We start from the raw sequence: 21,300 nt of genomic DNA, 5'->3' as shown, positions 1-21,300 counted from the left end.
TTAAGCGTACAGCGGAACTTCAGGGCGAGATCACGTGCAAAGGTTCTAAACAGGGGAACCCAAACAGGAGCATTTTGGGGCAGGCTTTCAGGGCAGGCTCTACTGGATGTCTACCGGTTCTTGCTTTGGGTCATCCTCGTGCTTCAGGCCAGGGTCTCGTTCTTTTCAGGCGCGAAAATGGGACCTCAGGAGCGAGATCCCGCACAGGAGCTCTGCGGGATGACAAAGTGAGTGGATTCCAGAGCAGGCGCTGCTCACGACACCCCTTCGCGTCATCCTGCTTCAGGCCAGGATATCCTGCTTTTCTTCGCCTTCTTGGCACACTCCAACCCCCAACCGGTGTTACCCGTAACCCCGGTTATCTATATCCTTCTCACTATTTTAAACTTGCTTTTGTCTGCTCTGTACAATGAAATAACATACTCGATGCAGATATCACTCTTTGTGTACGTGAATCTCTTTCTCATTATTGCGCAGTCATCCAGTTCCTGACGAAGAAAACGGGCTTCTTCTTTCTTTAGCCTTGTGAGTTCCATTTCTTCTTCTGCATAAGAGATATTGATTCCGTACTCCTTTCTTAGGATTCCGTATAGAGACTCCTTTTCCATATCTCTCTGTGTTATATTGAGCAGACGGATATCCGCTCCCACATTTAGATATGCTTCTTCAATTGCGTAGGGTTCTCCTTCGAGAAATCTAACTCTTTTCAGGAGCACGACCATTGCGTCTGCTGGGATATCGAAGAGCTCTACTGCATCTGCTGGGACTCTGACTAGTCTGTTCTCCAAAACTACAGACCGGGTCTCACTGCCGCGCTTTCTAGCCTCATCCGTGAATCCTGTGAGTATGGCAAGCTGCTCTTCGCGCTTAGATCCTGTGACGAAGGTCCCCTTCCCCTTAAGCCTTTCGATGAACCCCTCTCTTCTTAGCTCATCCATTGCTCTCCTGACAGTAAGTCTGCTTATGCTGTACTGTTGGCAAAGCTCCTTTTCCGTGGGAAGCTTATCGCCCTTCTGATACTTTCCGGAATTGAGGGATTCCTTCAAGTCAACGTACAACTTGTAGTATAGTGGAATCGGCGTTTCACCCATGATGGCCCCCTTCAATCACGATAATTCAGTTCACCAGGATAGAGGAGACAATCCTCAGCGAACTCTATGAACTCCATCCCTGACTGTTTCCATTGGCTGTAGTCAAGCTTTCCGGTTCTAATCTTCTGTGCGCTATTCGCAATGCCGATAAGATCATCTGAGCGGTCCATTATCTCAAATTGTTCATATTTTAGCAAATAATCCATCATCTTCAAAGTTATCACAAAGAAGTTGTCGTCATTTCTCGGAAAGAACTCTACCCCGCTGCAGCTGGCATTTGCGTACTTCCGGTAGAAGGGCATGAATTCGCGGCTTCGTAATCTGAGATCGGGGAACTCTCTCTTCAGAAATGCTGCGAAATCCGATCCATTGATCCATGGAGCGCCTATCAAGATAAAGGGCTTGAATGTGCCGCGGCCTTCAGAGACGTTTGTGGTTTCAAAGAAGCAGGTTCCCGCGTAACCTAGAAGAGATTCGTAGGTCGGCACATTTGGTGAAGGCACATTCCACAAAAGAGACGTGGCATCGTAACTTTCGCCGTTCCAACCTTCAAGCTTCACGACTTGCAGGTCGAGATCGAGTTTCATGAGCTTCTTGAAATATTGGGCAAGCTCTCCTGCCGTAAGACCGTACTGGAGGGGCAGTCTATAGCCGCCAACAAAGGTCTGCAACCCGTCGTCTATTCTACTTCCGAAGACCCCTCTGCCCAGCGGGTTCGGCCTGTCAAGAACTACGTACTGAATTCCGGCTTCCGCCGCTGATTCCATTGTATAGGCGAGAGTATAGATGAATGTGTAGAATCTCAGGCCGACATCCTGAATGTCGTATACGACTACATCAAGCCCTTCGAGATCTTCCTGCAAAGGTTTGCGCTTATCCCCGTATAGACTTACCACAGGAATGCCGTATTTTGGATGGAGATCGTCGTTTACATGCGCCCCGTCGGCTACTCCTCCAAGTCCGTGTTCAGGGGTGAAGATCTTTTTCACATTGAGTTTGCTTTCGAACATGAGGTCAATTCCCCACTTCAGATCTGAGTCAACGAATGAGTAGTTCGTGACGAGACCGATCGCCTTGTTTCTTAGATCTGTGAAACCTCTTTTCTGCAAGACATCTATTCCCAGCGAAACCATACTATAACCCCCTCCAGGTAATGTATACTTATCAATCACAATCATGCCATATTGTCATATCATTTTCCCAATCGTGGAGAGTCTTTGACAAGTATCGGTTGGAATTGACAACGGAAAAGAAAAGAGCCGACATCGGTCGGCTCTTAGCGGTTGGTCGATCGGTGGTAAGGGTTTTTAGGATTCATTGACTTTATCACTTGGACCCATAAAACAAAGAAGATAGCGTCTCAAACCCGCATGGTTTCGTAAACGCTATTTTTTTGTCTATATTNNTCAGAAGATTAAGTGATAAACTTAACTAATATGGCAAATTGAGGCACTGTGAAAACATACGGAACGGGAATAACATTATCAAGCCATGAGTGTGATTTGTTTAGGTAATTGCATTAATATGATAAACGATAAGGAGAGTGTGATCTTTCATAGGAGCTTATGCTTGCGAAGGAAGCTTTCAACTTCTTTTTCATATGTGACCGGATCGGTTGGGAGAGACGCTGCATGAGCAGCTCCGGGAACTACTAGAAGATGATTTTTCGAATTGCCTTCCATGTGCATCTTTTCGCTCATATAGGTTGGAACGTAATGGTCTTCAGCTCCGTGCGCGAACATTACTGGAACTGACGACTCTCTTACGGATTTTATTGGGCTTACTTCTTTTAGATTCGCGCCAGTCAGGAGTTTTGCAAAGAATCGGGCTAGCCAAATGAATGGAATCGAGGGAAGGTGAAAGTCCTCACGCAACCTTACTGACAGCAATTCTTCGAGGTCAGAAAAACTGCAGTCGGCGACGCAGAAATCGATCTCATTGTCAAGAGAAAGGTATTGAAGAGCTATTGCAGCACCCATCGATTCTCCGTGTAGGCCGATTCGAGTATTCGCCCCAAGTCTTTCCAGAGCCCATTTCTTTACAGCGGCAAGATCATGCTTCTCGTAGAAGCCTAGAGTCGTATTCGTACCTCCGCTTTTTCCGTGATTCCTGTGGTCATATACGATGATGTTGTAGCCCAGCTTGTGAAAAACCTTTGCATACTTTATGGAACCGAAAAGTGAATAAGTGATGCCGTGACAGATAATTACGGTTCTTTCGGAATTGTCGTTCGGAATCAGAAACCCGTGGAGTTTGTATCCATAAGGAGAATCAACCCAAATCTCTTCCTTTCCGACCTCTTCGAACCAATCTGGATCCATTCTGCCATTCTCGACTTCGATGCGGTAGGTCTCTTCGTAAGGGATCTGTCTGGGTTTTATGACCCTATTTGAGAGAGCAAATCCCACAAAGGCCAGAAATGCTACAACAACTAGAATTATTACGGCAATTATCATTTTTTCCCTCCATATGGAACTACCTCTTTTCGAAGCCCCTGAATTCCAGCTCTTGAGAGGACTGTTCGATTATTCTGGTGATCTTTCCTCCAGAAAGCTTGACGGCAAGAGATCCCTTTTTCACTTTGTTTAAGAACAATGCAAGTTCAGTCTCATCGCCTCTAGCGACAATTCTTACGGACCCATCATCCAGGTTTTCGACATACCCGGTGATTCTGTGTTTTTCTGCAAGCCGCCTCACGAAGTTTCTCATTCCAACTCTCTGAACTCTCCCTTCGAGAGTAACTTCAACCGTTCTCACACTACGACTTTACCTCCCTATGGTTTAGAATATTTCTATCTCTTCATAGGGAGATTCTATCAGTTGATGGTACCTAAACCTTTCTCTTGAGAGATGCAGTTATTTCTTGGCGAACCAGGAGGTAAGATGATAACACTAGATTCCAAGTTCCGACAATATCCGCTCAAGTACGTTTCCCAGACTTTGCTGACGATCATTTCGGTCTTCGTGATTCTGCTCTTTATTGATGCAATCTCTGAAGCAGTTGTTGTTGCTTCGTTTGGGGCATCGACATTCATTATCTTTGCGATGCCAAATCTCAGGGCATCCAGCGCAAGGTACGTTCTGGGAGGCAACGCAATCGGTCTGCTGGTAGCTTTTGGAGTTCATGTTTTGGATCTGCTGACTAAACATACTCATATTCAGTGGTCTGATAACATATCATTCGCCTTCATGGGGTCTCTGGCGATAGGTCTAACTATGTTTGCCATGGTGATAACCGATTCAGAGCATCCGCCGGCTGCCGGACTCGCACTGGGGTTGACTCTTGACGGGTTCAGTGTTAGAACTGCAACTATAACCATTCTTGGGATAATCATCGTCTTTTCGGTAAAAGAACTCTTGAAGAAACACTTGCTGGATCTTGTCTAGGAAGGAGGTAACTGGATGATAAGACTGGAAAAGATGAAGCCCGATGAGTTCGAGGTCTATAGTGAAGGATTGGTAAGAAACTATGCGATCGAGAATGTCAAATCGGGAAGGTGGGAAGAGAAGGATGCGATCGAGAAATCGAGAAGAGAGATCGATTCATTACTTACGGATGGTTTGAACACCAGGTATCACAAGCTTCTAAGTATAGTGGAGACTGATCATAATCATAAGATTGGCTACTTCTGGTTGCATATCTTCCCGAATACAAAGAAGGGGTTCATCTATGACTTCGTGATCCAAAAGGAATTCAGAGGAAAAGGTTGTGGAAAGAGGAGTCTCGAAGCACTTGAGGAATATGCCGGAGATCTGGGAATAGAAAATCTTTCGCTACATGTCTTTGCTCATAACACCGCAGCGGTATCGTTGTACAAGAAGATGGGATATGAAGTAACCAACATGAATATGGCCAAGGCGATCGGTAATAACTAAAAAGAAAAAGAGAGGATGATTCCTCTCTTTTCTGGCAGGCGAGGAGGGCCTCGAACCCCCGACCTACGATTTTGGAGACCGTCGCTCTGCCAATTGAGCTACTCGCCTACAAAGACGATTATAGCGGAATCGATACTCCTTTTCAAGAGGAGAGGATTATTGCCAGCACGATCGAAATAAGAAAGAGTATGAGATATGAAGAGAGTGCCGAATCGATTCTCTCGAAGTAAACCGGCAGAGGTCTAAGGAACTTGCGCAGCAGAAGATACCCCGCCATTCCCGCGATAACGGCAAGTAATGATTCGAACATGTATATTTCGAAACCGATGATCCCATGTATTATTATGACTCCGGACAAGATGGAGTAAGCAGCAACGGTATTCGCGGCCGGCCAGGAGGAAGATTTACCGGGTTTGAGAAAGATGAACTTCGAGAAGCTCATTGCCGTTCCAGCGGAAGCAATAAGAAGCAGGATCTTCACTGAGGGACAACAAGCGCCGTGTATGATGATCTCTTTAGTTACACACCCGGATGTCATAGGAAATCCCGCAATAGCAAGCGAACCGATCAAAAGAAAGGCATACTCGACTTTTGTGATCTTCCCCGACCACTTTGAATATTCCTTTGTACCAAGTCTTGCCGATATATTCCCGACGACCAGAAAGAGGAGCGTTTTGAATATTGCATGGCTAAAGCCGTGCCAGGCAGAGGACTTGTCACAGTTTACAAGCATGAAGCCAACTTGAGATATAGTATGGTATGCAAGGACCCTTTTGGCGTTCTTTGAATTGACGGCGAAGATAACGCCGACAATTGCGCTGACGATGCCGATTATCATATAGGTATCTCTCATCCAGCCGAAAGAGGAATACGTGATGAACCTTATAGACAGGTACACGTCAAGCTTGACAATAAGGCCGGATAGTATTGGAGAGACTTCTATGGGCGCATTGGAATGAGCATCCGGCAGCCACATGGAGAAAAAGAAAAGACCGGACTTTACGGCCAGCCCCCCGAATATCAGAACAGTTGCGATAGTTGAAACATGTTCGAGACTATCCATCGCAAATGAACCCGTCTCCATATAGACAATCCCGATTCCCAGTAGATAGAAGTTCAGACCTAGGGAAGAGAGGAGCAGATACTTAAGGCTGGCCCAGGCCTGACGGGGCTTTTTCTCGTAGGAAATCAGAATGAAGGAAATAATCGACGCGAGTTCTATGGTTACGAAGATGCTGAAAAGGTCCCTCGAAAGGAAAATCGAATTCAGAGTTCCATAAAGTATGAGGATTAAGGCGTAGAAGAAGCCGTCATAACCTCTCTTGATAGAATTCAGGATCACCGCAAGCATCACGATGAATGTAGACAAAAGAAAGGGAATTGCGAATTCATCGACAGCCATACCGATTCCAAGCGAACCCCACTTTCCCAGAATAATCGAAGCATCTTCAAAGATAACGAAAGGAAGAACGCTTCCACTTGCAAAAGCAGTCACAATCGCTACAATCGGACTGACCGACTTCCTGTCTTTCAGCACCAGACAGACAATTCCTCCCAGGACGGGCAGAAAGACGAGCGCGATCACCGTTCTTCCCTCTCGAAGATTATTTCGATCGTCTCGACGTTCATTGTGTGGTATTTGTTGTATATTATGATCGCGAATACGAGTGAAAGACAAAGCAGGGCAAATGATATCACAATACCTGTGATTATCACTGCCTGAGGAATCGGGTCGGCGTAGGTGGTTCTTGAGAAATCGCCGCTGACTATGGGAGGTATTATCCCGCTTCTTGCTGAGATTCCTGTGTACATGAGGTTTATAGAAGTCTCCACGATACCTAAAGAGAGAATCTTCTTTATAAGGTCCTTCGAGAGAATCATACCGATCGTTCCCACCAGCATTCCCAAAATTGAGAAATAGATTACGAGAGTTCCTGTCATAGTGTTCCTCGTCTGCTAATAAACTCGCTGGACATCTTCCATGCGCCGGCGTATACTTTGATTCCGATAAGAATGTTCAGAATCGGGATCAGCCCACCGCTGAAAGTAGAACCAAAGCCAGCCTCAGAAAGTAATTGTGAGTGGGTTTCTGGTAAAAGGATGATCAAAGTTGAGAATGCGAAAATTAGCACGAGACTGATTTTCTCAAACATACCGATCTTTAGCATATCATAATGAAGACTTGCCTTCTTGAAACTGGAAGTGAGACCGTAAGTGATTACGCCTGTTGCAAGTACAACTCCGCCAACAAAACCTCCACCCGGGCTGATGTGGCCGTTTATTACCACATATAGGAAAAGGGTTATCGACAAGGCGGCCAAGCCCCCGCTATAGACAGTTACTGTACCAAATACCTGCTGGCCTTCATCGTTGTTCACTGGAAGCGATGCAAGAAGGGCGGCGACTCCCAGAGCCGTTATAGTGAAGACGATTATCTCGAATATCGTGTCATAGAGTCTCGTCTCAAGATAAACGCTTGTAACTGCGTTGGGCACGTTAACTCGTTCCACTATTTGCTCTATCGGCCTGGGGATACTTCCAGAGGGATCAAATGAAAGCATAACAATGACAAAGATTATTGTAACTGCTATGATTCCTGCTATCTTCACAGGTACCGCCCCACTATCTCTTCGATATTCCCTGAAGATCTAATCTCGTTCAATCCTTCAAGAATATCTCTTTCCAGATCCGGCGAATTCATGGAAATGACAAAGACATAGCGGCTCTTTTTCAGGAATTCTGGCGTAGGAGAAATAGCGTTTCTGCTCAAGTGTTTCAGTCTCACAAAATCAATTTCCTCTCCGTTACAGACAAATATTGAAGTCTCCAGATAAGGGATGCCTTTTGTTCTACCTGAAACGTCGTCCTCTGTAAATGCTCCACAAACCAAATCGACATCATGATTCTCAACGGCTTTCAATGCTTCTTCCTTTGAAGAGAACTTAACTGGTTCAACGTGATAACCTTCCTTTTCGTCAACAAGCCGAATGATCTCCCACTCCAGCCCTCTCAGACCGGAAGGCAACTCCTCTATCATCGAAGGCACATCGAGAAATCCGAGACGGACACGGCGCTGTTTCTTAAGTGCCATTATGTAGACTATTAGAACTAGTGCAACCCCGACAGAAAACTGGGTCATCGCAACATCCGGCGCGCCTATTATCATCATAATTACGGCCGAGACCGAACCCATAATTCCAAACCAGATAACACTCTGGAAGTTAGTCCTTGATGAAAGGACGATTATCGCGCTAACAAGATAAAGAGAACTGATTCCGATTAAGACGAAACTCATCTCTCTTTTCCCCCCGAGTTTATGAAGGCCCTGGCAATTACGTGAGTTACAAGCGGTCCAGTGACCATCAAAGCGACAATAAACGCAAACATCTCAATTATCGTCAGCAGGCCAAAGAAAGAAGCAGAGATTACGATGAATATAAGTCCGACAGTGTCGGCAACCGTTAGAAAATGGAGAGTCCCGATGATTGTGTGAGCGAGGATTGCCCTAAACGTGCCTCCGACAACGAAAAAGAGGCCGGGTATAAGGAATAAGTATCCGATTATTCTCATCATCGTCGTACCCCCAGATAATATGCAGCGATAATTGTGCCGCTCGTGTTGAGAATGAGAAACAGCAAGGCAACACTGGATATGAAATCAACTCCAGTAACCATTTCAATAAATATGACGCCTATAAGAAGCCTTGTCGAAATGGAAGAGTAGGCTATTAGTAGTTTCCAGGGATCGCTACTTGCAGCAAACCAGACCAGCATCGCAATAGAAGAAATTATTGCCGCCATTGTGATATAGAAGGTCACTTTTTCACCTCGTGGATCAACAGCCCTTCCCTGTCCTTCGAAATGACAACTTCCTCAGGGGTCATTGTAATAGAGATGATCTTCCCAAATTCAACGATTCTGTTTTCCGGTGCCTTTTCGCTTCTTACCGTGAATGCGGGTTTCGAGAAGATAATTCTGAATGATTGGAAGACCGCAACAGGTAAAGCGAGCATAATTCGAAATACGGTACCAAGAACAGGACCGGGACGAATAAGTCTAGACGATATATACTGAGCAAGTACCGAAACTAGCAGCCCCGAAACTACAGAGGCCGGCGTGAATCTGCCAAAGAAAGTGATCCACAAGAAGAAAGAAATAGTGAAAATCATCTAGTCCCACCTCAAAGGTTTGGCCCTGAAATTCTCCTTAGATTCGAAATGCTGCATCCATCCAGTGAGACCAAATCTATCTATCACATCAAGTGCATAATCGTATTCTTCTTCCGAGATTTTTCTTGATAGTTCGTAGTGCTCTCCCGCTCTGTAAACTGGTCGATACTGTGACATAAGCGATATGGGAACGGACGAAGACAATTCAAAGGCCACAAACTCCGCCATCTCTTCTGTACCCGCTATTCCTTCAGGTAGAACAAGGTGCCTGACAATAACTCCTCGCATTCTTTCTTCTCTGAAAGAGCCAGTTTGTCTAAACATCTCCTTCACTGCCTTCTTTGTGACAGTCCAGTAATCGGGGACAAGTGAGTATTTCTCTCCAAGCGCATCGTCGGTGTATCTTATATCTGTGAGATAGATGTCGACGATTCCATCGAGAAGCTGCAAAGTACTTACTTCTTCATAACCGCTAGTGTTGAACACTACTGGAAGGGAAAAGCCCTCCTCAAGTGCAAGTTCGTAGGCTTTGAGGAAGCCATACAGATTGGGAGTCGGAGTGACGAGATCGATGCAAGCGGCCCCTTCCTCCTGAATCTTCATGAAGTGTCGCGATAGCTCTTCAAAAGAAAAGACCTTGCCTGCGTTCTTTTGACTGAAAGCGAAGTTTTGACAGTAGAGGCAGCTCATTGTGCAGCCACTAAAAAAGACAGCACCTGCACCGCCTTCCTTCACCAAAGGTGGTTCTTCCCCAAAGTGTAGTACTGTTGCTGAGACTCTCGGTTCAATCCTCTGCATGCAGAAACCAGAAGTCTCATACCTGTTCACATGACATTTCTTAGGGCACAGGTCACAAGAGTGCAGTCTTTCTCTCGTTTTTTCTATTGCTTTATGTACTCTGTCGAGTTTTTCTAAATTTGAATCCATTCAATCCATTCCTTCTCTTCACTCTAAAGGTTGTCGGAAGACCGTGAGCTGATACTATCACACAAATTCGAGTCTAGGGAGACTAAGATTGCGTTTGGGCTATGCGAGGGAAAAGGAACACTTCGGGCAAGTTCGCCTAACCAACAATCCCTTACGTACAACCAATCTATCATCGTACTGAGAGTCTTACATCCCGTCAAGCTGAACATGTTTAGCATCCAGTTCCTTTTTCTTCGCCAGCGGAAAACCGCTCAACGGCCCACAGTTCTCTTGGCACACACCAACCCCCGACCTCGTTTCTCCCTCATTCTTCATCGGGATAGAAAGTTATCTTTGCTCCCAGTGTCCTCAGTTTCTCCTGGAATCTTTCATACCCTCTGAAGAGGTGTGTGGCATTGTTGATGATTGTCTCTCCGTCCGCAGCTAGCCCGGCCATTACCAGAGCAGCACCGGCCCTGATGTCTGGCGCAACGACTTCTGCTCCACTTAGCTTTTTCACACCACGAATATTCGCATGACTGCTCGAGACTTTTATCTGAGCCCCCATACGGTTTAGCTCATCTACGTATCCAAAACGATTTTCGAAGACGTTTTCCTCAAGCACCGAAGTGCCCTCAACCGTCGCTAAGACGGCCGTTATTATTGGTTGAAGATCTGTTGGAAATCCAGGGTATGGTTCAGATGATACTCTAACAGGGTTCAAGGGGCCTTTCCAGAAAGCTCGCAAGTATTCATGGCCCTCTTCTATGCCTGCACCCATCTCTTCGAGAATTCTCAAAAGGGCGATCAAATGGTCTGCAATTGCCCCATGGATTTTAATGTCACCTTTGGTGGCGATCGCTCCGAGTAAATACGTTCCGATTTCTACTCTATCTGGAATAACTGAATACTCTGCTCCAGTAAGCTTTCCAACTCCTGTCACTTTGATGGTTGGAGTTGAGGCACCACTGACTTGTGCACCACACTTGTTAAGAAAGTTCTGAAGATCAGAAATTTCGGGTTCACGCGCGGCGTTTTCAATCGTTACCACGCTCCCCTCCATAAGCGTTGCCGTAGTCATTAGCTGCTCGGTAGCTCCCACACTGGGAAACGGAAGAGCATAGATTATCTCTTTCTCGAAATTCTGCGGGATTACGGCCATAACGTCGCCGTGCTCTTCGGTTATCTTGAATCCAAAAGCCTCCAAACCCTTGAGATGAAAATCAACAGGACGCTGGCCGATATTGCAGCCACCAGGTTTTCCAACCTTGGCCCACCCACAAATCATGGCGAGAGGACCAATAATGTTGAATGAGGCTCTCATTTTTCTTACGAGTTCATATGGAACGTTTCCTACTAGAATCTCTCCAGGCATTATTGTGACGGTTTCATTTTCGAAAGCAACTGTCTTTCCAATTTGCTGAAGTATTGATATCATCGTCTGGACATCTCGCAATTCTGGCACATTCTTTATGACGACTGGCTCTTCAATCATTACTGTAGCCGCAAGAATCGGTAGCACTGAATTTTTGGAGCCACTTGCCCTTATCTCGCCTTTGAGACGTGTATTTCCCATAACAACGAGCTGGCTCATAATAACCCTCCAATCTTTTCATCAAGTTAAGAAGATACGACCGCACTCTTATTTTATCAGAGGTAAGGGCAGAGGAAAGATCGAATCATACCATAATAATTCTATTAGCTCAGGATCTCATTATAGATACGAAGTCCGATCCTTAGACCTTCTATTCTGCCGGATTCATTAACGATGAACTCCCCCGCACTTGCCAAATAAGGTTCGCTAAGATTTATTACGAAACCTCCGCCCGATATTGAGATCTCCTGTGGAGTGGATGGAGAAGCTGGTTCCGAGTCTTCGTCAGGAAAACCTACTCGCGGGATTTCCTTAATGAAGCTCTTCCCTTGCTCAATGAAGATCTCCAGATCTGACATCTCTCCTTTGTAGAGCCAGGCAATCTTCTCCGCCTTTCCAGATAATTTGTTGCGGGTTCAAGAATCTCCGGATTCAGTCCCAGAAGATCTTCAACGACCATTCTTGAAAAGAGAGAGGTCGCTTTACTACCTTCATTGCTGTTGGTTAGAATGGCAGCTGAAAAGTCCATCTCCGGGAAGACCATCAGTAATGATATTTAACCGTTGGTGCCACCACCGTGCTGTATTGTCGCCAATCCATCGATCTCTTCAACGACCAGCCAAGTGCGACCTTAGATGCAGGGGAAGCGCCAATCTTTCCAGTTATNNAGTTTTGTGAAGGAATCAACACTTATGATTCCATTTCTATCCGAAGCTCTGCCACTAAAATAAAAGGCTGAATAGTTAAGTAGGGCTTCCTTAATATTAGTGACGATGCCTCCAGCTGGATGTATTGTTCTTCCAACGGCCCAAGGACGTGCAATAGATATACGATCTTCTGCGATCAGCTGCCCGAACGTAAAACGTTCTGTTATTATTTCCTCGGGGAAGAAATGAATGTTCTCCAGACCGAGAGGCCCAGAAACCTGTTCGATGATTGCTTCTTCGAAGGTCTTCCCGGTAACCGCCTCAATGACTCTTCCCGCCACATAGAAACCTGAATTGCAGTAAGAAAGGATTCTTCCTGGAGGGTTGATCTGAGGAAGAGAAGACATGTTCCTAACCAGTTTCTCCAGGGCATCCTTACCATAACCAAAATCCTTGAAGTAATCCCCCTTCGTGCCAGAAGTATGGGTCAGAAGATGTTTCATCGTGATCTTTTCTTCAGCTCCTTTATCTGAAAGAACGAAATCTTCGAGGAGTTCCTTAATTGGTCTTTCCAGATCGATCCTGCCGGCATCGACCAATCTCATAACAGCAAGAGCTACGAAAGTCTTGGTTATCGAGCCGATCTGAAAAAAGTCTCATCATTTACCTTCAAGGGATGGTCGATATTCGTGACCCCAAGAGAGGCAGTGTCAACTGTGTCGTTAAAACGTACCCCGCAGTAGATTCCGGGAATCTCACCTTCTGCAACTAGCTTCTCCAATTCAGACGTTATTTCGCGAAGCGCTTTCTAAAACTTTCCAAGCTCATATAGCGCCTCCTTTAAGCATTGTAGCTGAACATGCACCATGAGGGAAATTTTCTGTGGATTTCGGAGGGAGCCTAATATACAATTGGATAGAGGTGACCAAAGTGGGTAAGTTGAATCTGTCCGAACTTCTTATTCCGGCTAAGGAAAGGGTCAATTTCGACGGTAAAATTGGACTCGTGCTCTCTGGAGGCGGAGCCCGAGGCGCTTATCAGATAGGAGTCTGGAAGGCTCTGAAGGATTGTGGAATTGAGATCGGGGGAGTCTATGGGACGTCGGTAGGCGCCTTGAACTCAATGGCAGTTGCTATGGACAAGTTCGAAGACGCACGCGAATTATGGCTGAAAATCGATTTCAATAAAGTGGTAGTAGATGGAACTGACGGCAACTTGATCGAAAAAGCGATTGGTGCACTCAAGACCGGCGGGTTCGATCCTGCTCCACTTAGAAAAAACTTTGGCCGTCTCCTTAAGGAAGAGGAAGTTCGAAAAGCCCCGATCGATGTTGGTATCGTCACTTATTCTCTCAGCAATATGGAGCCGAGGGAGCTCTTTATCGAAGATATTCCTGAAGGAGAGCTAAAAGACTACATTCTGGCAAGCGCTAATCATCCAGTCTTCAGAAGAGAGCAAATTGGCTTGGAAAAGTTCATAGATGGTGGCATTTACAGAAATATTCCCGTTAATATGGCTTTGAGCAGAGGGTTCAAGGAGATTATTATTGTCGATCTCGGTCCGAAGAGAATTAGAGATCTTCTGACTCTTGTTTCACTAAAGAGACTTGATGAAGTGAAACATCTTGTAATCAAACCGAGAGAATTCTATGGAGATGTTCTTGACTTCGATCCCGAAGTCTCTCGAAACTTCATGAAAGAGGGATATCTTGACTGTCTCAGCGAACTGGTTTATCTTGCCGGAGAGGAGTACTATGTTTTTGCAAAGCAGGACACGATTGCAAAAGCGCTCTTCTCAATGCCAGAAAAGAAAAAGAAAGAGGCAAAAGCTATCTTTGGAATTGAACCCTGGCAGAGCGAGTCTACTCACCACTTTTATTACGGGCAACTCATGCCAGTATTGCAAGATCATTTTGGAACCTCCGGTCCCTTGGAAACATGGGTGGTTCTCCTAGAGAAGCTTGCAGGACATCTAGAATTTGGGAAGCTGGAGCTATTCACTTTACAGACTCTGATCGGACGGATCGTTTCTGCTGCGCGCTCAAGTTTTGAGAACATAAAGTATAACGATATCGCCTGTGAAAGAGTAGTGAGTTTTCTTGAGTTTCTAATAGACAATTCGAAGATGAAAGATCTCGAAGATCAGGAATTCAGGATATTCGAAGATGGATTCAGTTCTCTGACCCGCCTGGAATAGCAGAGCCAAAAAGGGCCCGGCAATACCGGACCCAGATGTCTTCAAGATGATCTAATAGTTCTCAACGAAGAGTTCGAAGTAAGCCTTCGAATGTTTGCATGCAGGGCACTGCTCGGGCGCTTCTTTTGCCTCAAGAATATACCCGCAATTTCCGCACTTCCAAAGGACCTTCTCTTCTCTCTTAAATACCTTTTCGGTTTCGACGTTTTCGAGCAGTTTCAAATAGCGCGTCTCATGGCGTTTTTCCACCTTGGCTATCTGTCTGAAGCTCTCTGCAACAGTTCTGAAGCCTTCCTTTTCCGCGACATCGGCAAATGTTGGATACAGTTCCGTCCACTCTTCGTTTTCTCCGGCAGCGGCAGCTTTGAGATTCTCTCTCGTTCCTCTAAGATCTACAGGATAGTCAGCATCTACGTGGACCATAACCGGTAGTTCGCCTGTCATACCTTCTATGATGTGCTTGAAGAAAACTTCTGCGTGTTCCTTCTCGTTATCGGCAGTTTCCCTGAAAAGAGCGGAAATCTGCTCGAATCCTTCCTTCTTGGCTACGGAAGCGTAGAAAGTGTATCTGTTTCTTGCCTGTGATTCGCCTGCAAATGCCTTCATTAGGTTCTCAAGAGTCTTTGTGCCTTTTAGATTCACTATTTCACCCCCGATACGAGATATTGTTTTCGAATATTTTTGTGTGAACTTATTACGGTTGAGAAAGAACATCTCCACATAATTATAGTACAAAGTCGATTACAATTACGAATCTCTCTAAAGAAAACCGACACGGAAACTTGGTCTCAAAAAAGGCACCTCAGTTTCTACTGGTCTTTATCTGTGTCTTTTCCAAATTCCCTCGAAGAGTCTATTCCGAAGTTCTCATCTTCAACATTTCCCGAAGGTTCAATGTGAACATGTACATCATAGACGTTTTCCTGATCCTTCTTTATCGCGGCCTCAACCTGCTTGGCAAGGAAGTGGGCGTTCCTAACAGACAGCCTGGGGTCGACTTCGATGTCTAGATCAACAAGATACTTGTAACCCATCTTTCTTACTCTCACTTTGTGAGGGTTGTGAACTCCCGGAACTCTTTCAACCGCTTCGAAGATTATGTTGTAAACATTGTCGCCCGGCTTCAGTCCATCCATCAGCTCGTAGTTGGTTTCCCAAAAAATCTCGATAGAGGTCTTGATTACCAGCGCTGATACAACCAGTCCGACAATCGAGTCGATTATCTGCAGTCCGGTAACTCCAACGAAAATCGAACCTCCCAAAACGGATAGCGAGATTACTATGTCAAGCTTCATATTCATCGCGTCTGCGACAAAAACAGAAGAGTCAATCTTCTTTCCAATGCTCATCTTGTAGCGATAGAGGAAGTATTTCGTGATGGAAGAGATTGCCGCAACCACAATTACCAGCTCAAGATTCTCGACGGAAGACTCTCCGGTAAACAGCTTCTGAACAGAACTCATAGCAAGCTGGGCGCCGGCAAAAAAGATAATCATGGACACAATTTTGGATGCAACGGCGTCGGCTCTTTCATGACCATAAGGGTGTTGAGCATCCGGCGGTTTGCTTGAAACAGATGTTGAGATCCACGTTATGATAGATGTCAATATGTCGGTAGTTGAATCCACTCCGTCGGCAAGAATAGCCATGCTTCCAGTGAAGAAGCCGGTAAATACTTTGATCACCGCAAGCAAAGCATTTCCAGCTACGCCTATTATCGAACCCATTCTGGCGACTGAAGCTCTATCTTCGTTCATTCAGTAACCTCCATCGCACTGGATAGGGCGCCAAGATATCTCTTGTTCCTGTACTTCGATACGGTGCCGTTGATCACTTGGACATCAGCGTTCAAATCGACAGCAATCTTCTTCGTTCCAAGATTGTGGAGTATGTTTGCGCTCTTGCTCTCTCCAGTCACCTTTAACATTATCAAAGTCTCCTTGCGCTTCACGCTCTTGATTGTGGCAAATCTTAGCCAGGGATTACTCTTTCTGAATTCAAGTATAGCCCTGAATCTCATATAGTAGCTGTCATCGACAGCTTCTTGCGCTTCATAGGACACACCGCTGTGAGGATGGTTTTTGCCGAGAGCCTTCCATTCCGTCTGTCCCGGACCGTAGCCGTTCTCATACCAGAGAAAGGGTTCCAGCTGTTCTTCGTTGAAGTACATATTGTAGACACCTTCCATGCCCAGTTCCTCGCCATAGTAGAAAAAGGGTACTCCTGGAAGAGAGAGCAATACAGACATTGAAAGGAGCGAGAGTTCGCGGTCGCCGTTCATTGACGATACCAAACGACTCATATCATGATTCGTAAGGAAGAGTCCAGATTCATAGCTGCGTTTGGCCCTGAAGCACCTGTTCAAATCTGTCTTCAATGATATTACCAGAAGCTCAGGATCCTTCTTGGCAATTGCTGACTTCAAGTCTTCGGCCAGCGGGAAGTTGAATCCGATTCCGAAGATCGCAGAATAAAGATCCACAATTCTTGCATCGTCCCAAACTTCGCTCACAAAGATCGAATCGGGAGAAATTGATCGGCAGTGCGAGGTCATCTCTTTCCAGAACGCGATATTTCTGCTGTGCTGATACTCGCATATTCCCTTCTCTATAGAGAAATCGAAGATGTGTTTTGCGGCGTCGAATCTGAAGCCGTCAAATCCCACCGAAAGCCAAAATGTGAGAACCTCTTTCATCTGTTGCCATAGAGAAGTTGATTCGTAATTGAGATCGGGGCTTCCCGGGCCGAAAAGTGTGTATGCCCACTGGCCGGAGTAATTAGTCCATACCTTCTCCCCGTCCCAGTGTCTTCTTGCCTTTAGCCAGTCTTCGTTCTGCAGAAAGAGGTACCAGTCCCTGTACGGTCTTTCGCCGTCGAGAGCCCTGAGAAACCATTCATGACTAGGAGAAGTGTGGTTGATCGGAAGGTCCAGGATCACTTTCAGATCTCTCCTATGTGCTGAAGCAAGAAAGCTTCTCAGCTCTTTGAGATTTCCATATATGGGATTAATGCTGAAAAAGTCAGTGACACTGTAACCGTGGTATGCCGGCGACTGAAGTATCGGTAGGAGCCATATTCCTTCGATACCGAGACCTGCAAGATAATCAAGTTTCTGTTCGGCTCCTACTAGATCTCCTATTCCGTCTCCGTTACCATCGCAAAATGATCTTATATACAGCTCGTAGAACACGTACATCCCTCCCGACTATGGCAGTCCGAAATCGAACCGATTCACGAGAACTATCACTGTCCCTAGAATCTTACATCTTATCATAGTTATCCAATAGCGCATTGTGTTAAAATCTTGTCTGTTCTAGGAGGTGTGGAAGATGCTAATAATGGAGACTCTGAGCAAGGGCGAACAGATGAATGCGAGCGACGTTCATGTGACTTCCGGAGGTTATGTGATGTACAGGGTCGATGGCGAGTTGATTCAGGACAAGCTTCTTACCGATGCGATAATGATGAAAAAGATCATTGCTGAGCTTAAGGAAGTTACGGGGATGGAGTTTGAGGACTCGAGCAGTAAGGAAATCGATTTCTCTTTTGGCTTCAGCTCATCGAGAGTAAGAGGAAATTACTTCTACTCAAATAAGCTTCCTGTGATAGCTCTGAGGCTCATTCCGAAAACAGTTAAGACTATAGATGACCTGGGGTACCCCGCCATTTTCAAAGACTTCTGCAAGCCGGACAAGGGACTCGTGTTAGTTGCGGGGCCTACAGGCAGCGGTAAATCAACCACTCTTGCAGCGATGCTGGAAAACATAAACAGAACAAGGAATGCACACCTCATAACTATAGAGGATCCTGTAGAGTATGTTTTTGAGCAAAAGACCGCTTTGATTCACCAGAGGGAGCTTGGACCCGATACCAAGTCCTTCTACAACGGCCTTAAGTATGCCTTGAGGCAGGACCCGGACGTAATTCTCGTTGGCGAGATGAGAGATAGCGAGACTATGGAACTTGCGATGACCGCTGCGGAGACCGGTCACCTTGTTTTCTCAACGATTCATACGAATTCTGCCGCCACCACTCCCGAAAGGATAGTCGGAGTCTTCCCACCTCATCAGCAGAACCAAATAGCAATGCAGCTTGCAAATACCTTGCTGGCTGTCATTTACCAAAGGCTGCTGAGAAGAAGAGACGGCAAAGGGAGGATTGCAATTCTTGAGATTCTAGTTGTGAACCAGGCGATAAGGAACCTTATCAGGGAACAGAAGTTTCATCAGATAGAATCTATGATGCAAGCCGGCATTAAGTTTGGAATGGTTACCTTTGATGATGCGTTGATGGATGCTTTCAAGAAGGGCATTATCGACAAGGATCAACTTCAGAACTATGCGAGAGATGCGAACGCCATGGCCAGGAGGGCCTTCTAATGGATCTAGAAAAGATAATGGAAGTATTCAGGGAGAGATTCAAGGAAGTTGAAAGGGAGCTCTCCAGACCAGAAGTTGCCTCCGATCCCGAGAAACTTATGGAGTACGGCAAGAAACATTCCGAGCTTTCCGAGATCATAAATCTCTACAATGACATAGAATCGATGAAAAGCGAGCTTGACGAATGGTATGAGATGAAGAATTCTGCCGGTGAGAGCGAACAGGAAGAGATAGCCCAGACAATATCAGACCTTGAGAATAGCATTGGGAAACAGGAACTGAATCTAAAGGGACTACTGGTCCCCGATCTATCAGACAATAGAAACATAATTATCGAGATAAGAGCGGGAACTGGCGGCGAAGAGGCGGCTCTCTTCGCTGCGGATCTATTCCGCATGTACAGCAGATATGCCGAGCGAAACAACTGGAAATCAGAGATCATTGATTCCAATGAAACAGACATCGGCGGATTAAAAGAAATCGTATTTCAGATAAGAGGTCGGAGCGTATTCAGCAAACTGAAGTATGAAAGCGGAGTCCACAGGGTCCAGAGAGTTCCCTCTACAGAATCCGGCGGAAGGATCCATACTTCGACCGCCACAGTGGCGGTTCTTCCTGAAGTCAGCGAGACGGAAGTCAAAATCGATCCTGCCGACCTAAGAATCGATACGTACAGAGCTTCAGGAGCAGGCGGTCAGCATGTTAACAAGACAGATTCAGCGGTCAGGATAGTTCATGAACCAACGGGAATCGTTGTTGCGGTACAGAAGGAGAGATCTCAGCACCAGAACAAGGCCAGGGCCCTCGAGATACTTCGTGCAAAACTCTACGAGATGTATAGCTCTAAGGCGGAAAATGAAATTGTCGAGACCAGAAGAACGCAAATAGGAACTGGAGAGCGAAGTGAGAAGATAAGAACATACAACTTCCCTCAAAACAGGGTCACTGACCACAGGATTAACTTCACCAGCTACAGACTTCTTTATATAATGGACGGCGACCTCGACGAACTGGTAACAGAGCTTTCCGCTGCAGATATAAACAAGCGTTTGGAACTGCTCCACAGGAAACTTATCGGTTAGTCTAGAGCCTCTTCTACGGAGACAGAGCATGAAGAATGAGAAGCCTCTAAGAACAAACGCAACAAGGATTCTGGACGGTCTCGGCATAGAGTATGAGGTTCTTGAGTACGAAGTTGACGAAAGTGATCTGGGCGCTGTTAAGGTCGCTTCCGAACTTGGACTTTCAGCTCCTAAAACGATGAAGACAATCGTACTCAAAGGTGATCGAAGCGGTGTCTTCGTGTGCTGTCTCGGTGGGCATCGGGAAATCGATATGAAGAAGCTTCCGGAGATAACTGGTGATAGAAATATCGAAACGGTCTCCTCAGACCGGCTTCTAGCTATTACAGGTTACGTCAGGGGAGGGGTCTCTCCTCTGGCGATGAACAAGAGCTTCAAAGTCTATATAGATGGAGAAGTCTTGAGTGAAGAGAGGATTTCTATGAGCGCTGGCAAGCGGGGCCTTCAGATATGGTTAAGGCCGACGGATCTGGTTGTCGCTACGAAAGGTAATGTCGCTTCGTTCTCCAAAGAGAAACACTGAGAGTTCCGGGCTACGCTTGGCAATTAGATTTTGAAAATTATCACTAGAACGGAAACTATTCCGAAGAAAAGGGCCAGTAGCAGCAGAACCGTAGAAATCTCCATCAATCTTCTCTCCCTTCAAACTCCTGTCAATCAATTCTACATTTTTCTTTCCCATCTCAAAAGGAACTGTGAGTAATCTAAGTTGATCATATTGAAAGACATTGTACAATTGAATTGAAAGGACGGTGGTGAAATGTACATCCGCTCTGGTGATCCAGTGAGAACAGTAATCAAAGTTATCGGTGGAATAGTCTACGGTGTCGGCATAGGCTTGATAATGCTTAGCTTTGCTAGTTTCTTTCTGGCTCCGTATCTAAGCCTTGTTTTTGGAAGTGTATTCGTTTTTATAGTGTTGGGCTTCATCGCAACAACCCTCGGGAGAATGCTTCTAGGCATGGCGAAGACGAAGAGCTTCTCCGGTCCTGTTAGTGAACAGGAACCCGTTAGCAGGAGCGAAGTTCAGGAGGAAATGACCTACGACTACACCTTTGTTTCCGATAGAGAGGCAAGAATCGAGAAGAAGAAGAGTAAGAGTTATTCTAGGTGTCCGGAGTGCGGCACAGAGAATGACGACAAGGCAAGCAAGTGTTCCAGTTGCGGAACCTCTCTCACTGGTTACAAGAAATGTAGCCTTTGCTATATGTTGAACAAAAAAGAGAATCGTTTCTGCAAGAACTGTGGACACGATTTCAATCTTGACTGAGTAAAAAGACTCCGAGATGCATGGCAGCAGAAGATCTGTGCGCTGTGAGGAGACGTCCTTGGTCCTTCGTCCCGGATCATGGACCCGTCCT

At 45.8% G+C, this 21,300-nt stretch carries 26 protein-coding genes and 1 tRNA gene; 8 read left to right on the top strand and 19 right to left on the bottom strand.

What is annotated here, in order from left to right; all coding sequences use genetic code 11:
* Positions 1–231: hypothetical protein (locus tag B3N33_RS09815; protein WP_292593211.1), on the top strand; the 231-nt coding region annotated here is incomplete at its 5' end.
* Between the two features lie 131 nt (positions 232–362).
* On the opposite strand, the gene B3N33_RS09810 is transcribed toward B3N33_RS09815, so the two are convergent.
* The 4 genes from B3N33_RS09810 to B3N33_RS09795 all read right to left on the bottom strand — a co-directional run bounded on the left by B3N33_RS09810 (position 363) and on the right by B3N33_RS09795 (position 3,848).
* A complete protein-coding gene (locus tag B3N33_RS09810) occupies positions 363–1,091 on the bottom strand; it encodes a GntR family transcriptional regulator (RefSeq protein WP_099828505.1) in 729 nt (242 codons plus the stop codon).
* Between the two features lie 11 nt (positions 1,092–1,102).
* The gene (locus tag B3N33_RS09805; protein ID WP_292590789.1) at positions 1,103–2,224 is read right to left on the bottom strand and encodes an exo-beta-N-acetylmuramidase NamZ family protein; all 1,122 of its coding nucleotides are present in this window, start codon (positions 2,222–2,224) and stop codon (positions 1,103–1,105) included.
* A gap of 420 nt (positions 2,225–2,644) precedes the next feature.
* Entirely contained in the window at positions 2,645–3,547 is a 903-nt protein-coding gene (locus tag B3N33_RS09800) for an alpha/beta hydrolase (RefSeq protein WP_213917501.1), read from the bottom strand.
* Positions 3,548–3,566: 19 nt separating this feature from the next.
* Positions 3,567–3,848 carry an acylphosphatase gene (locus B3N33_RS09795; protein ID WP_213917502.1) on the bottom strand — a complete coding sequence of 94 codons (282 nt, stop codon included), beginning with the start codon at positions 3,846–3,848 and terminating at the stop codon, positions 3,567–3,569.
* Positions 3,849–3,974: 126 nt separating this feature from the next.
* Here B3N33_RS09795 and B3N33_RS09790 point away from each other — a divergent pair, with 126 nt between their 5' ends.
* Both B3N33_RS09790 and B3N33_RS09785 read left to right on the top strand, forming a co-directional pair.
* On the top strand, positions 3,975–4,478 hold the full coding sequence (locus tag B3N33_RS09790; protein ID WP_213917503.1) for an HPP family protein: 504 nt from the start codon (positions 3,975–3,977) through the stop codon (positions 4,476–4,478).
* A gap of 15 nt (positions 4,479–4,493) precedes the next feature.
* Positions 4,494–4,967: a GNAT family N-acetyltransferase gene (locus tag B3N33_RS09785; protein ID WP_213917504.1), complete on the top strand. Its 474-nt coding sequence runs from the start codon at positions 4,494–4,496 to the stop codon at positions 4,965–4,967.
* A gap of 32 nt (positions 4,968–4,999) precedes the next feature.
* Here the strand turns inward: B3N33_RS09785 and B3N33_RS09780 are convergent.
* The 12 genes from B3N33_RS09780 to B3N33_RS09725 all read right to left on the bottom strand — a co-directional run bounded on the left by B3N33_RS09780 (position 5,000) and on the right by B3N33_RS09725 (position 12,926).
* Positions 5,000–5,075, bottom strand: a tRNA-Trp gene (locus tag B3N33_RS09780).
* A 34-nt stretch (positions 5,076–5,109) separates the two neighbouring features.
* Positions 5,110–6,552: a proton-conducting transporter membrane subunit gene (locus B3N33_RS09775; protein ID WP_292590788.1), complete on the bottom strand. Its 1,443-nt coding sequence runs from the start codon at positions 6,550–6,552 to the stop codon at positions 5,110–5,112.
* On the bottom strand, positions 6,549–6,908 hold the full coding sequence (locus tag B3N33_RS09770) for a sodium:proton antiporter (protein WP_214060367.1): 360 nt from the start codon (positions 6,906–6,908) through the stop codon (positions 6,549–6,551). Before B3N33_RS09770 ends, B3N33_RS09775 begins: the two co-directional genes overlap by 4 nt.
* Positions 6,905–7,576, bottom strand: a complete 672-nt coding sequence (locus B3N33_RS09765) for an MnhB domain-containing protein (protein WP_292590787.1) — start codon at positions 7,574–7,576, stop codon at positions 6,905–6,907. The genes B3N33_RS09770 and B3N33_RS09765 overlap by 4 nt, the downstream gene beginning before the upstream one ends.
* The gene (locus B3N33_RS09760) at positions 7,573–8,262 is read right to left on the bottom strand and encodes a hydrogenase subunit MbhD domain-containing protein (protein WP_292590786.1); all 690 of its coding nucleotides are present in this window, start codon (positions 8,260–8,262) and stop codon (positions 7,573–7,575) included. The genes B3N33_RS09765 and B3N33_RS09760 overlap by 4 nt, the downstream gene beginning before the upstream one ends.
* A complete protein-coding gene (locus tag B3N33_RS09755; RefSeq protein WP_214060369.1) occupies positions 8,259–8,540 on the bottom strand; it encodes a monovalent cation/H(+) antiporter subunit G in 282 nt (93 codons plus the stop codon). Before B3N33_RS09755 ends, B3N33_RS09760 begins: the two co-directional genes overlap by 4 nt.
* Positions 8,537–8,785, bottom strand: a complete 249-nt coding sequence (locus tag B3N33_RS09750) for a hypothetical protein (RefSeq protein ID WP_214060370.1) — start codon at positions 8,783–8,785, stop codon at positions 8,537–8,539. The genes B3N33_RS09755 and B3N33_RS09750 overlap by 4 nt, the downstream gene beginning before the upstream one ends.
* Positions 8,782–9,135 (bottom strand): Na+/H+ antiporter subunit E, encoded by a 354-nt coding sequence (locus B3N33_RS09745; protein ID WP_214060371.1) that lies wholly within the window; start codon positions 9,133–9,135, stop codon positions 8,782–8,784. Before B3N33_RS09745 ends, B3N33_RS09750 begins: the two co-directional genes overlap by 4 nt.
* Positions 9,136–10,062 (bottom strand): radical SAM protein, encoded by a 927-nt coding sequence (locus B3N33_RS09740; protein WP_292593208.1) that lies wholly within the window; start codon positions 10,060–10,062, stop codon positions 9,136–9,138. It abuts the gene before it with no gap.
* A gap of 304 nt (positions 10,063–10,366) precedes the next feature.
* The gene (gene murA / locus B3N33_RS09735) at positions 10,367–11,635 is read right to left on the bottom strand and encodes a UDP-N-acetylglucosamine 1-carboxyvinyltransferase (protein WP_292590784.1); all 1,269 of its coding nucleotides are present in this window, start codon (positions 11,633–11,635) and stop codon (positions 10,367–10,369) included.
* Between the two features lie 104 nt (positions 11,636–11,739).
* Positions 11,740–11,994 (bottom strand): hypothetical protein, encoded by a 255-nt coding sequence (locus B3N33_RS09730; protein WP_214060372.1) that lies wholly within the window; start codon positions 11,992–11,994, stop codon positions 11,740–11,742.
* A 272-nt stretch (positions 11,995–12,266) separates the two neighbouring features.
* A complete protein-coding gene (locus tag B3N33_RS09725) occupies positions 12,267–12,926 on the bottom strand; it encodes a serine hydrolase domain-containing protein (protein WP_292593213.1) in 660 nt (219 codons plus the stop codon).
* A gap of 286 nt (positions 12,927–13,212) precedes the next feature.
* Here B3N33_RS09725 and B3N33_RS09720 point away from each other — a divergent pair, with 286 nt between their 5' ends.
* Positions 13,213–14,478 (top strand): patatin-like phospholipase family protein, encoded by a 1,266-nt coding sequence (locus B3N33_RS09720; protein ID WP_292593205.1) that lies wholly within the window; start codon positions 13,213–13,215, stop codon positions 14,476–14,478.
* A 51-nt stretch (positions 14,479–14,529) separates the two neighbouring features.
* On the opposite strand, the gene rbr is transcribed toward B3N33_RS09720, so the two are convergent.
* From rbr to B3N33_RS09705, 3 genes are all read right to left on the bottom strand, one after another.
* Positions 14,530–15,123 carry a rubrerythrin gene (gene rbr / locus B3N33_RS09715; protein WP_207759726.1) on the bottom strand — a complete coding sequence of 198 codons (594 nt, stop codon included), beginning with the start codon at positions 15,121–15,123 and terminating at the stop codon, positions 14,530–14,532.
* 164 nt (positions 15,124–15,287) lie between these two features.
* Positions 15,288–16,235 (bottom strand): cation diffusion facilitator family transporter, encoded by a 948-nt coding sequence (locus tag B3N33_RS09710; protein WP_292590781.1) that lies wholly within the window; start codon positions 16,233–16,235, stop codon positions 15,288–15,290.
* Entirely contained in the window at positions 16,232–17,674 is a 1,443-nt protein-coding gene (locus B3N33_RS09705) for an alpha-amylase family glycosyl hydrolase (RefSeq protein ID WP_292590780.1), read from the bottom strand. Before B3N33_RS09705 ends, B3N33_RS09710 begins: the two co-directional genes overlap by 4 nt.
* A 133-nt stretch (positions 17,675–17,807) precedes the next feature.
* On the opposite strand from B3N33_RS09705, the gene B3N33_RS09700 reads away from it, so the two are divergent.
* From B3N33_RS09700 to B3N33_RS09685, 4 genes are all read left to right on the top strand, one after another.
* Positions 17,808–18,857, top strand: a complete 1,050-nt coding sequence (locus B3N33_RS09700) for a type IV pilus twitching motility protein PilT (protein ID WP_292590779.1) — start codon at positions 17,808–17,810, stop codon at positions 18,855–18,857.
* Positions 18,857–19,939, top strand: a complete 1,083-nt coding sequence (gene prfA, locus B3N33_RS09695; protein ID WP_292593203.1) for a peptide chain release factor 1 — start codon at positions 18,857–18,859, stop codon at positions 19,937–19,939. The genes B3N33_RS09700 and prfA overlap by 1 nt, the downstream gene beginning before the upstream one ends.
* 28 nt (positions 19,940–19,967) lie before the next feature.
* Positions 19,968–20,462: an aminoacyl-tRNA deacylase gene (locus B3N33_RS09690; RefSeq protein WP_292590776.1), complete on the top strand. Its 495-nt coding sequence runs from the start codon at positions 19,968–19,970 to the stop codon at positions 20,460–20,462.
* Positions 20,463–20,699: 237 nt separating this feature from the next.
* Positions 20,700–21,209, top strand: a complete 510-nt coding sequence (locus B3N33_RS09685) for a zinc ribbon domain-containing protein (RefSeq protein WP_292590774.1) — start codon at positions 20,700–20,702, stop codon at positions 21,207–21,209.
* Positions 21,210–21,300: the final 91 nt, after the last annotated feature.

This window comes from Mesotoga sp. UBA5825 (genome assembly GCF_002432955.1).
Lineage (GTDB): Bacteria > Thermotogota > Thermotogae > Petrotogales > Kosmotogaceae > Mesotoga.
This window is presented reverse-complemented; position numbering and strand designations above follow the sequence as displayed.

What these genes read in the sequence shown, in the direction of transcription:
- B3N33_RS09710 (WP_292590781.1), bottom strand. Translation starts at nt 16,235, where the DNA reads ATGAACGAAGATAGAGCTTCAGTCGCCAGAATGGGTTCGATAATAGGC.
- B3N33_RS09805 (WP_292590789.1), bottom strand. Translation starts at nt 2,224, where the DNA reads ATGGTTTCGCTGGGAATAGATGTCTTGCAGAAAAGAGGTTTCACAGAT.
- B3N33_RS09760 (WP_292590786.1), bottom strand. Translation starts at nt 8,262, where the DNA reads ATGAGTTTCGTCTTAATCGGAATCAGTTCTCTTTATCTTGTTAGCGCG.
- B3N33_RS09685 (WP_292590774.1), top strand. Translation starts at nt 20,700, where the DNA reads ATGTACATCCGCTCTGGTGATCCAGTGAGAACAGTAATCAAAGTTATC.
- B3N33_RS09700 (WP_292590779.1), top strand. Translation starts at nt 17,808, where the DNA reads ATGCTAATAATGGAGACTCTGAGCAAGGGCGAACAGATGAATGCGAGC.
- B3N33_RS09790 (WP_213917503.1), top strand. Translation starts at nt 3,975, where the DNA reads ATGATAACACTAGATTCCAAGTTCCGACAATATCCGCTCAAGTACGTT.
- B3N33_RS09810 (WP_099828505.1), bottom strand. Translation starts at nt 1,091, where the DNA reads ATGGGTGAAACGCCGATTCCACTATACTACAAGTTGTACGTTGACTTG.
- prfA (WP_292593203.1), top strand. Translation starts at nt 18,857, where the DNA reads ATGGATCTAGAAAAGATAATGGAAGTATTCAGGGAGAGATTCAAGGAA.
- B3N33_RS09705 (WP_292590780.1), bottom strand. Translation starts at nt 17,674, where the DNA reads ATGTACGTGTTCTACGAGCTGTATATAAGATCATTTTGCGATGGTAAC.
- murA (WP_292590784.1), bottom strand. Translation starts at nt 11,635, where the DNA reads ATGAGCCAGCTCGTTGTTATGGGAAATACACGTCTCAAAGGCGAGATA.
- B3N33_RS09770 (WP_214060367.1), bottom strand. Translation starts at nt 6,908, where the DNA reads ATGACAGGAACTCTCGTAATCTATTTCTCAATTTTGGGAATGCTGGTG.
- B3N33_RS09745 (WP_214060371.1), bottom strand. Translation starts at nt 9,135, where the DNA reads ATGATTTTCACTATTTCTTTCTTCTTGTGGATCACTTTCTTTGGCAGA.
- B3N33_RS09690 (WP_292590776.1), top strand. Translation starts at nt 19,968, where the DNA reads ATGAAGAATGAGAAGCCTCTAAGAACAAACGCAACAAGGATTCTGGAC.
- B3N33_RS09785 (WP_213917504.1), top strand. Translation starts at nt 4,494, where the DNA reads ATGATAAGACTGGAAAAGATGAAGCCCGATGAGTTCGAGGTCTATAGT.
- B3N33_RS09740 (WP_292593208.1), bottom strand. Translation starts at nt 10,062, where the DNA reads ATGGATTCAAATTTAGAAAAACTCGACAGAGTACATAAAGCAATAGAA.
- B3N33_RS09755 (WP_214060369.1), bottom strand. Translation starts at nt 8,540, where the DNA reads ATGATGAGAATAATCGGATACTTATTCCTTATACCCGGCCTCTTTTTC.
- B3N33_RS09730 (WP_214060372.1), bottom strand. Translation starts at nt 11,994, where the DNA reads ATGTCAGATCTGGAGATCTTCATTGAGCAAGGGAAGAGCTTCATTAAG.
- B3N33_RS09800 (WP_213917501.1), bottom strand. Translation starts at nt 3,547, where the DNA reads ATGATAATTGCCGTAATAATTCTAGTTGTTGTAGCATTTCTGGCCTTT.